Origin of the sequence: Listeria valentina (genome assembly GCF_011800755.1) — a bacterium.
Taxonomy (GTDB): Bacteria; Bacillota; Bacilli; order Lactobacillales; family Listeriaceae; genus Listeria; species Listeria valentina.
The window spans coordinates 1-11,919 of sequence record NZ_JAATJW010000070.1 but is presented as its reverse complement, the minus strand read 5'-3'; the positions used below and the strand labels follow the sequence as shown (position 1 = coordinate 11,919).

Annotated in this window: 10 protein-coding genes; 3 read left to right on the top strand and 7 right to left on the bottom strand. The window is 39.3% G+C overall.

Translation table 11 applies throughout. The annotated features are described in order from the left end of the window. Positions 1-81: 81 nt before the first annotated feature. Together HCK02_RS11980 and HCK02_RS11975 are read right to left on the bottom strand one after the other, a co-directional pair. Positions 82-1,992 carry a beta-glucoside-specific PTS transporter subunit IIABC gene (locus HCK02_RS11980; protein ID WP_167630346.1) on the bottom strand — a complete coding sequence of 637 codons (1,911 nt, stop codon included), beginning with the start codon at positions 1,990-1,992 and terminating at the stop codon, positions 82-84. 115 nt (positions 1,993-2,107) lie between these two features. Continuing rightward, the gene (locus HCK02_RS11975) at positions 2,108-2,950 is read right to left on the bottom strand and encodes a PRD domain-containing protein (protein ID WP_167630345.1); all 843 of its coding nucleotides are present in this window, start codon (positions 2,948-2,950) and stop codon (positions 2,108-2,110) included. Positions 2,951-3,269: 319 nt separating this feature from the next. On the opposite strand from HCK02_RS11975, the gene treP reads away from it, so the two are divergent. Both treP and treC read left to right on the top strand, forming a co-directional pair. After that, positions 3,270-4,760, top strand: coding sequence for a PTS system trehalose-specific EIIBC component (treP, locus tag HCK02_RS11970; RefSeq protein WP_167630344.1), 1,491 nt, complete (start codon positions 3,270-3,272; stop codon positions 4,758-4,760). A gap of 16 nt (positions 4,761-4,776) precedes the next feature. Continuing rightward, entirely contained in the window at positions 4,777-6,426 is a 1,650-nt protein-coding gene (gene treC / locus HCK02_RS11965) for an alpha,alpha-phosphotrehalase (protein ID WP_167630343.1), read from the top strand. Between the two features lie 34 nt (positions 6,427-6,460). Here the strand turns inward: treC and treR are convergent, their stop codons facing one another. Continuing rightward, entirely contained in the window at positions 6,461-7,174 is a 714-nt protein-coding gene (treR, locus tag HCK02_RS11960; protein WP_167630342.1) for a trehalose operon repressor, read from the bottom strand. 732 nt (positions 7,175-7,906) lie between these two features. Between treR and HCK02_RS11955 the strand changes: the two genes are divergently transcribed. Further along, complete coding sequence (locus tag HCK02_RS11955) at positions 7,907-8,752, top strand: YitT family protein (RefSeq protein WP_167630341.1); 846 nt, start codon at positions 7,907-7,909, stop codon at positions 8,750-8,752. 47 nt (positions 8,753-8,799) lie between these two features. Here HCK02_RS11955 and HCK02_RS11950 read toward each other — a convergent pair whose 3' ends face one another. The 4 genes from HCK02_RS11950 to apf form a co-directional block, all read right to left on the bottom strand. Then, positions 8,800-9,075, bottom strand: coding sequence for a DUF3116 family protein (locus HCK02_RS11950; protein WP_167630340.1), 276 nt, complete (start codon positions 9,073-9,075; stop codon positions 8,800-8,802). A 116-nt stretch (positions 9,076-9,191) separates the two neighbouring features. After that, positions 9,192-9,575 carry a hypothetical protein gene (locus HCK02_RS11945; RefSeq protein ID WP_167630339.1) on the bottom strand — a complete coding sequence of 128 codons (384 nt, stop codon included), beginning with the start codon at positions 9,573-9,575 and terminating at the stop codon, positions 9,192-9,194. Continuing rightward, positions 9,568-10,881, bottom strand: a complete 1,314-nt coding sequence (locus tag HCK02_RS11940; protein ID WP_167630338.1) for a Y-family DNA polymerase — start codon at positions 10,879-10,881, stop codon at positions 9,568-9,570. Before HCK02_RS11940 ends, HCK02_RS11945 begins: the two co-directional genes overlap by 8 nt. Before the next feature lie 180 nt (positions 10,882-11,061). Continuing rightward, on the bottom strand, positions 11,062-11,691 hold the full coding sequence (gene apf / locus HCK02_RS11935; RefSeq protein ID WP_167630337.1) for an aggregation-promoting factor: 630 nt from the start codon (positions 11,689-11,691) through the stop codon (positions 11,062-11,064). Positions 11,692-11,919: the final 228 nt, after the last annotated feature.

Here is an 11,919-nt window from a genome sequence, read left to right as displayed (position 1 = left end):
GTTCAGTGCGCTCAAAAATTAGTTTTTCCTTGAAAATAATTTAAAAGTTCAGCTTGACTTATTACCACTAGACTTTTGGGATTATGCTTTTACGGGAAGCTCATTTCCCATCAAAGCTTGCTCGCGCTCTGGTATGACTTGTATCAAGTTTTCTCCGACTTGAATTTGCTGACTATCATCTGGACTTAAAAGAGATAAATAGTCATCAGAATTCGTGATTACGACTAAAACAGTTGGATCATAGCCGGATGCCTGAATTTTATCTCGGTCAAAATTTACTAAAGGCGTTCCTTGCTTGATCGGCTCGCCTTCAGCAACTAGACGCTCGAAATAATTTCCTTCTAAGTTAACGGTATCAAGCCCAATGTGAATCAGAACTTCCACGCCTTCATCCGATACTAAGCCAATTGCATGTCCTGTTGGAAAGATCGTTTGCACATGTCCATTTATCGGAGAAACGATTTGACTAGAACGAGGCATGATCGCAACTGTTTTCCCCATCAACTCTTTTGAAAAGGTCTCATCTGGTACATCTTCTGTTAGATAGACATCCCCTGTTACAGGACTTTTCACGTGAAAGACTCGAGACTCAGCATCGCTTTTCTTTGTTTCTCCTCTGTCACTTTCCTCTTCGTTAACTTTAAACACCGTTTTGGCAAGAAAGATAGTCAAAATAAAGGAACTGATTAATGTCACAGCAAAACCAAGCAAAAAGCCAACCGTTGCATCATTCAAATAAACTGGAATAGACAAGATGCTTGGCATGGTAATCGCCATTGCTTTCGCTCCCATCGATGCTCCAACAGCTCCACCGATTGCTCCACCAAGAGAAGCACCCACAAAAGCCGCACGATATTTTACGAGTACTCCGTATAGAGCAGGTTCTGTGATACCTAAAAATCCTGAAACGGTCGAAGATAAAGAGATTTGCTTCATTTTTTTATTTTTTATAATGAGGTATATGCCAAATGCCGCTGTCGCTTGCGCCATTGTACTCATAAAATTCATCGCTCCCATTTCCGAATACCCGTAAGTGGAAATCTGTTGAATGACTATCGGACGCAGCGCATGGTGCATGCCCATCAAAACAAGGAATGGTCTCGTTCCGCCAATTATCGCTCCGGCTAGTAGTGGTGAAAAATCAATTAATACTTGAATACCTTTGGCCACGTAATCGCCAATGTAAAAGCCAAGCGGTGCAATCCCAAAAAGCATGATCGGAACTACAATTAAAAGCGATAATAAGGGAGTGAAAATAACGGTTATCATGCTTGGCAGTCGCTTATCAAAAAAGCGATATACGTAGCTTAAAAACCAAACAGATAAAATAATCGGGATAACAGACTGGCTATAATTCACCATCGGGATTGGTAAAAAGCCTAAAAAGAAAACGGAAGCTGCTTGTTTAGCTCCTGCCGCCGCAATAATAGTTGGGTAAAGCAAAACGCCGGCTAGTGTCGCTGCCATATATTCGTTTGTTTTATAAAATTTAGCTGCACTGATAGCGAGTAGAAATGGGAAGAAGTAAAACATCGCATCGCTTGCTACATTCAGTACGAACATTGTTCCACTTGCTGGATCTGCCCATTTTAAAGTCGTGAATAAATATAAAATTCCTTTTAACATCCCTCCACCAATAATCGGAGCTAAACTTGGAACTAAAATAGCTGACAAGGCATTGATTAGCCGGTTTAAGATGGATTCTTTGGGTTTCGTTGCTTTTTCTACTTGTTCTTCTTTTTCAAGTCGAGGAATTTTTGAAACAATAGCCCGGTAAACTTGCGCCACTTTGGGTCCGATAATAACTTGGTATTGCCCGCCTTTATTTTGAACACCCATCACATCATCGAGCGCTTTTATTTGTTCTGTAGCCGCTTTTTTATCATCTTTTAAATTAAAACGTAATCGGGTTACGCAATGCGTGAGGCTTACAATGTTTTCCTCTCCACCTACATATTCAATCACTTTTTCTGCCGTTTGGTTTGAATTCATGTTTGCTTAACTCCTTTCTAATAAAAACCTGTCCACAAAGTGCTTTTCTTAAAAGCCCAAAGTGAATAGGTTATGCCAGCCAAACTGTTACGATTCCTGAATGAATGCTATTTAGTTAGCCAAGAAGACGTACTAAGTGAAGTGTCAAATAAAGATTTTCATCTTCGCTTACTTGTGCATCAAATCGTTTTGAAAGATAGCCACTGATTTTTTTACTGATTTGATATTCTTTTGGATACTGGTCAATAATTGTTCTTAACAGTTCTGGATTGGTTTCTTGCGTAAGTTCCAAATCTATTTTATCCAGTCGTAATACAAAATACCGCAGATGATTCACAAATCTTTGATAAGAAACACTCTCTTCATCGATCCGCTTGGATGAGCTCATTGCAATCAGTTTGCTGACATCTCGAGAAATTTCCAATAATTCAATCGTTGACCCAATTGAATCCAAGTTTTGTGTATTATTGATGATATGAAGCGCAATAAATGCTGCCTCGGATTCAGGTAATTCAATCCTTCTAAGTCGATTCATTTTTTCTACAATTTGCTTTCCTAATTGGTATATCTTTGGATAATAGTGCTTGATTTCCCATTCCAATGGACTATGAATATCAATTTCTTGCTCTAGCCTTTTAAACGCAAAGATCAAGTGGTCTAAAAGGCCAAAAAATAAGCCTTCATTTACTTTTTCATTCATTTCGGTCCCAATAATTTTTGTTAGCTGGGAAGTTAAGGCTATATCATCTTCACTAGCTTCACCAAGTTCTCTTGCCATCTGTTCAGCACTACGCTCTCCACTCGGTAAATAAATCGTTTGGACTCGATTTGAATCAATTTCATCTCCAGGGTAAGCGTTAAAACCAATTCCTTTTCCAATAAGAATGCCTTCTCCACTAGTCGCCCCAACTTCGGTTGCTAGTACAACATTATTGTTAATTCTACGCTTTACTTTCATTTTGTCCCTCCTTTCTTGCGCAAAAAAAAGACCACAATCCATCCAAAGAATCAAAAATTCTTTAAATAGATTATGGTTATGCCCACAGAAGCGGTTACAATTCCATTACAATTACAAGATACCACGTAGAGAAAGCGCTGTTAATAAAATATGGAAAAGAAATACCTAACTTCTTCTTTTTCTCTTTATTTCTATGCTTTTCAAATATTTTCACGGTTTATTTAGTAAAAACGTAAAAAAATGGTTGCGCTTTCAGCTTCTTTATAGTATATTTTGATTATAGAACTTGTATATACAAGTTAAAAAGGAGGAAAATGTCATGGCAAAATATGCAGATGACGCAAAAGCGCTTTTTGAACTGGTCGGAGGCAAAGAAAATATTTCATCTGTTACACACTGCGCGACTCGAATGCGCTTTGTTTTACAAGATCCAGATCAAGCGGATATTGAAAAAATTGAGGCGCTAGCTTCTGTGAAAGGTACATTTACACAAGCTGGTCAGTTTCAAGTTATTATTGGGAACGATGTTCAAGAATTTTACAATGAGTTTGCTTCTATAAGCGGAATTGAAGGCGTTAACAAAGAAGAAGCAAAAACGGATGCAAAAAAGAATATGAGTTTGCTACAGCGCATGCTCGCTGCTCTTGCCGAAATTTTCACTCCACTCATTCCTGCAATTGTTGTTGGTGGGTTAATTCTAGGTTTTAGAAATGTAATCGGTGACATTAAGATGCTTGAAGAAGGCACAAAAACGATTGCTCAAGTTTACCCTTTCTGGAATGGAACTTATAACTTTTTATGGTTGATTGGGGAAGCTATTTTTCATTTCTTACCAGTTGGGATTACTTGGTCAATCGCCAAAAAAATGGGAACCACACAAATTCTTGGGATTGTTCTCGGGATTACACTTGTCTCCCCACAACTTTTAAATGCGTATGCTGTGGCTACAACAAAAGCGGCAGATATTCCGTTTTGGGATTTTGGATTCGCACATATTCCTATGATTGGTTATCAAGCACAAGTCATTCCTGCTATGCTTGCCGGTTTCTTACTCGCTTATCTTGAAATTGGCTTACGTAAAATTGTCCCAAATGCGGTTTCTATGATCGTGACACCGTTCTTTGCTCTTGTTCCAACAGTTCTTGCAGCTCATCTCATTCTTGGTCCGATCGGTTGGAAAATCGGGGATGTCATTGCAAATGTCGTTTATAGTGGTTTAACAAGCTCGCTTAGTTGGTTGTTTGCTGCCCTGTTTGGTTTCTTGTATGCCCCGCTTGTTGTAACGGGCTTACATCACATGACAAACGCGATTGATCTCCAATTGATGAGCCAGTTCCATGGAACCAATCTTTGGCCGATGATCGCTTTATCAAACATTGCTCAAGGCTCTGCTGTTTTGGCTATTATTTTCTTGCACAAAGGAAACGAAAAGGAAGAACAAGTTTCGATTCCGGCTACGATTTCTTGTTATCTCGGTGTCACGGAACCCGCCATGTTCGGGATCAATTTAAAATATCTTTATCCGTTTGTAGCTGCCATGATTGGTTCAGGCATCGCCGCTATCATCTCTGTTTCAAGTGGAGTCATGGCAAACTCGATCGGCGTAGGCGGTATTCCAGGAATTCTTTCCATCCAGCCGCAATACTATATTATATTTGCGCTTTGCATGCTAATTGCGATTGTCGTGCCTTTCATTCTCACAGTTCTTTTCCGCAAATATAATATTTTAAACAAAGTCGACCAAGCGCCGATTCGCACATTTGGAAAACGAGAATTCCGAACGGATTCGAAAAAAGCAGATACTATTTAATGAAAGAGGTTTAATGATGGGTAATATAGCCGACAAAACGATTTATCAAATCTACTTGCGTTCTTTTTACGATTCAAATGGAGACGGGGTTGGGGATCTTCCAGGAATCACTGCCAAACTGGATTACTTAGAAAACTTAGGTGTGGATTTAATTTGGATCAACCCTTTCTATCCCTCCCCTCAAAATGATAATGGTTATGATATTTCTGATTACACCGGGGTCGATCCGCGCTTTGGAACAATGGAAGATTTTGATACACTCGTGCGCGAAGCGAAGAAGCGCTCGATTGGTGTCATGATTGACCTCGTGTTGAATCATACTTCTACCGAACACGAGTGGTTTCAAAAAGCACTTCAAGGGCACCCTAAATATCGTGACTTCTATTATTTTAAAAAGGGAAAGGGAGGCCTTCCGCCAACGAACTGGGCATCTAAATTTGGCGGTTCAGCATGGGAAAAGTTAACTTCCTCTGATGATTTCTACATGCATCTCTTCGATGTCACGCAAGCCGATTTGAACTGGTCGAATCCAGAAGTTCGAGAAGCGCTTTACCGAGTGGTCGACTTTTGGACTCAAAAAGGAGTCGAGGGGCTCCGGCTGGATGTACTAAATTTGATCTCAAAGCCGGACAAGCTGGAAGATGATTTCATCGGCGACGGGCGCCGCTTTTATACAGACGGACCGCACATTCACGAATATTTAAAAGAACTTCATGCAAAAACCTTTGGCAAGAAAGACCTGATCACGGTGGGCGAAATGTCCTCAACGAGCATTGCCAATTCGATTCGCTACAGCAACCCAGCTGAAAAAGAACTGTCGATGGTATTCCATTTTCATCATTTGAAAGTCGATTATAAAAATGGTGAAAAATGGCAGCTCGACCAGGTTCGGTTTGCTGAATTAAAAGAACTTTTCCATACTTGGCAAGTGGATATGGCAAGCGGAAATGGCTGGGATGCCCTTTTCTGGAACAATCACGATCAGCCACGTGCACTCGGCCGCTTCACATCCGACAAGCCAGAATTCCATTATCAAGCGGCGACGCTTCTTGCGGCAACGATCCATTTGATGCGAGGCACGCCTTACATTTATATGGGCGAAGAAATTGGGATGATCAATCCAAGGTTTAAAGACATTCAAAGTTACAGTGACATCGAGACAATCAATCATTATCAATTGCTTCAAGAAGAAGGCCTATCCGAGCAGGAAACTATGGAAGTTATCCAAGCGCGATCACGTGATAATAGTCGAATTCCGATGCAATGGGAAAATGATGCCAAAGCAGGTTTCACAACGGGAACACCTCTTTATCCAGTTTCAGATAGCGTTTCTTGGATTAATGTTCAGGATGCGCTTCGAGAGCCAGATAGCATTTTTTACTTTTATAAGAAACTGATTGAATTAAGGAAAACGCATTCTGTGATTCAATTTGGAAACTACACACCTTATTTGGTGGATGAAGAGCGCATCATCAGTTATCTTCGTGAAAATGAAGAAGCCACTCTACTTGCGATTCATTATTACGGGGAAATGCCGCATGAAATTCCACTTCCTGAAGCTTTCCTTCATGGAGAGATTTTGCTTTCGAATGTGAAGCGAAATCAATTAGCCAAGCGAATCACGTTACAGCCTTATGAAACTTTGGCTATTCTTTTACCCAAATAAAACGAAAACAAGCCTTCGAAAATGAAGGCTTGTTTTAACGTCTGCGAGCAAAATCAATGAAGCGAAAGCGGTCGAGTCTGTGGCGCGATTCTGTGTACTGGAAAAGCGTTGTATCTTGCAAGAAAACCGCGCTTCGCACCACAACAACGTGGGTGTCTTCTTCTAAATCCAGCCATTTTCGGTCTTCTGATGTCACAGGCTCAACGGTAAATTCTTTTTGCGCATAGCTGATTTCGTAGCCAAGCTCCTGTTCTAAATATTCATAAAGCGAGTTTTCCAGTTGCTCTTCAGTAATTTTATTCATTTCCGGTTCTAAAAGAAAATCTTTGTCTAAAATAACGGCTTCATCTCTCAAATACCTGACTCGCTCAATATGCCAAGCTTTTGATCCTTCAGGTAAGGATACGTACTTTCTCACTTGTTCTGGTAGCGGCTCGTACTCATTTTTGATCACTCGTGTAATAGCATTCATGTGCTGTTCTTGATGTAATTCTTTGAAGCTTGTTAAACCTGAAACGGGAAACGAGTAGCGCTCCCGGTCTATCACAATGGAGCCTTTTCCCTGCATTTTTTGGATAAAGCCATTTTCTAGCAGTAACACAAGTGCTTTACGAATGGTTTCACGCGACACTTGAAATTCTTTTGCTAATTCGTTTTCACTTGGTAGCAATTCCCCTGCCTGATAAACTTTTCCAAGAATTCGATTTTCAATCTGTAAATAAATATCGTAGTATTTTTTTTTATTCAAATTCCTCACCCGCCATTATTGTAGCATAATTAGCTCTAAAAACCACTAGTTTTTGTATCTAATGCCCTTTATATTTCGCAACAGGTTCGGTACCGCCGTTTGCTTTCATTTTCGTTTAAATTTCCCATAAATGAACAACCTCCTAATAGAACGGATAAATCAATGATGGAAATCGCTATTTTTTTAAAATCCATCTTCACGCCCTTTTCTCTATTTATATAAGCGATGCCTCTTATAGGATACACAATAAGAGGACCCCATTTAAAATTAAAATTCGAAGTTTAAGGATGACGTATCAAAAATTGGTTTCAAATAAATTCCAAAGCGACAATCCAAGATGAAATTTTTGCGGTAAAACTACTGATTTTATGGTACACTTAAGTTAGATGTAGGCGTTTTTTTACTACGAACTAAAATTTCAGAAAGGGGCATTCTAAGATGAAGCAAACAGAAAGCGAAAAGCCACTGGTTATTAAAATTGTTGTCAGTGTTTTAGTTGGTCTATTTTTACTTAACTTAATGCCAATTTTGGCTATTTGGGGCTAATTGCAAGCTTGCCAAATTACAAATTCTATGCTAATTTTAAAAAGAAAATTAAATGGCTTTTTATGGTGAGACAGTTGAAGCAGCCGAAAGTTGCTTTGATGCTTTTTTAGAAAAAAGACTCCGTTGATTCGAAGGAATCTTCGGGGTATTTTTTTGCGCTCACCGTGCAAGAAAGGAGATTGATTCATGACAAAAAAATGGGCATTTACTTTTGGGAAAATTATTATCGGGGCTTTTATTTTTTCTCTTGCCGTCAATATTTTTGCAATTCCCAATCATTTAGGGGAAGGCGGCGTAACGGGACTTACGATGATCCTTTACTACGCTTTTGGGATTGCGCTAGCGATTACAACATTAATTTTCAACGGAATTTTGCTTGTCATTGGCTATAAATATCTCGATCGGCAAACGATTATTTTAACGATTATCGCTATTCTTTTTACTTCATTATTTTTACGATTGACAGAACCGATTGCTTTTCAAACTGACCAAACGATTGTTGCTGCCATTTTTGCTGGGGCACTTATGGGGTTTGGGATGGGGCTCATTATGCAAGGTGGCGGAACCACTGCAGGAAGTGCCATTCTAGCCAAAATTGCGAACAAATATTTAGGTTGGAATACAAGTTACGCTTTGTTATTTTTTGACTTAATTGTTGTGATTCCGTCTGTATTTATTATCGGGTTTCAGAACATGTTATTTACGATTTTATCGCTTTATACTTCCACGAAAGTCCTTGATTTTATCCTCGAAGGCTTCAATCCTAAGAAATCTGTCACGATTATTTCGGATCAATATGAAGCGATCGCAAAAGAAGTTGATTTAAAGATTGGTCGCGGAATAACACTTTTTGATGCTGAAGGCTATTATACAAGACAAGGGAAGAAAATTCTTTACATCGTGATCAGCAGGCAACAACTTTTACCACTCACAAAGATTGTTAATAAGCATGATGAAAAAGCCTTTTTTATTATCAATGATGCGCAAAGCGTTGTTGGTGAAGGCTTCACAAAACAAATTACAAGTGAATAAAATCATCAAAACGGAAGCGAAATTTGCTTCCGTTTTTTTACGTGCGCTCAATCTTCTGCCACATTTGATTCTTGAAGTAGTTGATACATTTCGCGTCCCTTTTCTGTCAGCTCATAATAAATTTCCTGGCTGTCTACTTGCTTGCGCCTCAAATAATCTTTCCATTCTAACCAGTAGACGGTATGTAGAAGTTCCGTTTTGGAATGGTAGTGTACTCTTTTGGCATTCAACTGTCTTAATGTTAATTGCGTGATTTGTGTTTGTGGCTGCTTATAAGTAGCTCTAAGAATCACAAAAATACTATCTGCATTCGGGACCTTCATTGAATCACTTTCTTTCTTAGGCGCTTAAACTGCTTCCAAACGCTTGTCTCTTTTTTCGAGAGATTGCATACTTCCATTCCCATTTTCTACTAAACTGAAACGCTAAAATCCAGAAACTATATCATTTCTGCATGGCGAATTTGCTCTATCAAAGCAACTTGGATGGTTCCGTTTTGTTCTTGCAAATAAATTCGATTTTCTAAAAAGCTAAGTACTTTCCCAGTTAAATCTGCTTCATATACATGCTCTTCATTTAATTCCGCCATTTGCAAGGAAACCAATTTTCCCTTTGAAAAAGCTTCTTCAAGAACCTCACCAATTTGCTCAAGGCTCATCTCTTCTTTTGCTGCAAAAATTTGTCTTTGCTTTTGATCTTCTGCTTCCATTTGTGCGGTGTGATCAGACAAATAAAACCCTGACCACTTCATCATGCCACGATCTATATATGTTTTTTTTACTTGTCTGAGCCATTCCTCTGCCTCTTCTTCCCTCTCATTCATGGGCTTTACCATCCAAGCCGTCCATTCCACCTGCATGTCCGCCGACGAGTGTTGCACGACGTAATGCCGTTGCTCCTTCGAGGAGGGAGTGGGCATAAAAAATGGAAGTGAACGAATACTTATTTCGAATGTCTGAGATCGTTTGGTCAATCACCTCTTCACGCATTAAAACATTGGGGTCTTCAAATAAACTAAGTTGAAAAGCGGAAACAGGATATAATTTGCCAATATAAAGGCTGATCGTACGGACTTCAGAATGATTCCAGTATTTTTGAAACAAGCGTAGCACATGTCGTGTTAAGCGCTTGCTGTGATTAGTTGGCGGTATTTTCATCTGATGTGAAAAGGTACTCCGACGCTTGCCATCTTCATATGCATACTGCATATGGAGGCTTAAAACGGAGCCTTCCACTTGTTTAGTTCGCAAACGCTGGGCGAGCTGCACACACATTTCTGCTAACACAATTTGGATTTTCGAAGCACTGGTGTAGCCCCTTGGAAGTACTTGAGAGTTTCCAATTGATTTTTCTTTTGGTTGATATTTTTCCTTTTCAGCTAATATGGAGCGGTCAATTCCCCAGGCGTGCATATAATATTGCAGGCCCATCACACCAAAACGAGTCTTTAATAAAAAAGGATTACTAAGTGCCAAATCCCCAACTGTGTAAAGTCCCAACTGATTCAAACGAAGTTCCATCCGCTTGCCGATTCCCCAAAATTTGCTTAATTGAAGCGGCCACATTTTTTGTTTAACATCTTCATAGCCCCAATGTGCAAACATGCCTGCATTTTTCTTAGCTTCTACATCCATACAAACTTTTGCCAATAACACATTGACTGATAACCCAATCGTCGTATAAAGTCCTAGTTCGAGAAAAATGGCTTGCTGAATTTTAGAACAAACCTCTTCAGGGCTTGCCCCAAATAAGTGATAGCTTTTTGTTAAATCACCAAATTGTTCATCAATGCTGTAAACATGGATATCTTCATCGGCCATATAACGTCTAAAAATGGCTAAAATCTTTTTATGATAAGTCATATATAGCTTCATCCGTGGCGGGGCAATGACAAGTTCTGGATGTTTCGGTACATCAAAACCACGGCAAACATTTGATACGTTTAGCTTTTTCTTGGCAGCAGGGCTTGCAGAAAGTACAAGTCCGCTTGTATTCCTGTCTCCACTCATAACAACAAGCATCGTTGTCATCGGATCAAGACCGTGTGAAAGACATTCCACGCTTGCATAAAAACTTTTTACGTCTAAGCAAAACACATGATGAAGGGGTTCGTCTTGATAATAAGTCACCCTTCTCACCTCTTCTAAAAAATTCATTTCCTGTAAACTCATTATACGAACATACGTTCTTTTTTGCAATAGGAAAAAACACACATTTTTGCTTAACGAAATTTATTTCACACGAAAAAATGAGTCAAAGTTCAGAGAACCTTGACTCATTTTTATTGTTATCATTTTACATTTAACGGCTTAGTACCAACCATATTGTTCGTGGTGTGCTTTCGCATTGCTCCATGAACCATAACGGCTTTGTACATAACTATTGGCTACACGTTCTTGGTTAGCTTGAGAATAGTCACCTTTCAAATATGAATTTGTTAGTTGATAGCGTCCGATATATTTACCAGATGCGCTTCTTGCACCGTAAGAACCACCAGATTCTCTTTGTGCAATCCATTCCTTAGCTTGTTCATCACTTGAACTCCCTGTATTGGCTGCTTTAGCTTGAGTTTGAGTTTGCTGTGTAGCTTGTTGTTGTCTTGGTTGGCTGCTTTGCGTTTGGCTTTGGCTAGGTGCTTGCTGTTGTTGCGTAGTTGCTTGACCTTGGCTTGCCGCAGCTTGAGTTGTAGGTTGAGCTGTTTGACTAGCTCCTCCGTTTCCAACTTCCAGCGTTTGACCAACATAAATTAGGTTAATATTAGCAATCCCATTTAATTGGGCAAGATTAGCGACAGTAGTGTTGTGTGCATTAGCAATTTTAGATAACGTATCCCCTTTTGCAACGCTCACAGATTCAGCGTTTGCTAAATGACCTCCTACAACCGTCGTTACTCCTACCGTTAATGTAGCTACAGCCATCTTTAGTACGTTTTTCTTCATTATTAAAAAACCACTCCTTAATTTTTAATGCGAACTAATCATAACACACCAACATTTCAAATCAACTACTGATTCATTTCATATTATTTCAATATGAAGTCAGTCTCCAGATTTAGTTGTTTTTAAGAAAACAGATCTTTCCTGTCAATTTACCGTCAAAATAGCTTGGTTATCCCTTCCTTCGATCGTTTGTTCTGTTTCTCTTGGTATGAAATTTTTTAACTATTC

Coding starts and splice junctions, on each gene's coding strand:
- HCK02_RS11980 (WP_167630346.1), bottom strand. CDS start 1,992: ATGAATTCAAACCAAACGGCAGAAAAAGTGATTGAATATGTAGGTGGA.
- HCK02_RS11975 (WP_167630345.1), bottom strand. CDS start 2,950: ATGAAAGTAAAGCGTAGAATTAACAATAATGTTGTACTAGCAACCGAA.
- treP (WP_167630344.1), top strand. CDS start 3,270: ATGGCAAAATATGCAGATGACGCAAAAGCGCTTTTTGAACTGGTCGGA.
- treC (WP_167630343.1), top strand. CDS start 4,777: ATGGGTAATATAGCCGACAAAACGATTTATCAAATCTACTTGCGTTCT.
- HCK02_RS11955 (WP_167630341.1), top strand. CDS start 7,907: ATGACAAAAAAATGGGCATTTACTTTTGGGAAAATTATTATCGGGGCT.
- HCK02_RS11950 (WP_167630340.1), bottom strand. CDS start 9,075: ATGAAGGTCCCGAATGCAGATAGTATTTTTGTGATTCTTAGAGCTACT.
- HCK02_RS11945 (WP_167630339.1), bottom strand. CDS start 9,575: ATGAATGAGAGGGAAGAAGAGGCAGAGGAATGGCTCAGACAAGTAAAA.
- apf (WP_167630337.1), bottom strand. CDS start 11,691: ATGAAGAAAAACGTACTAAAGATGGCTGTAGCTACATTAACGGTAGGA.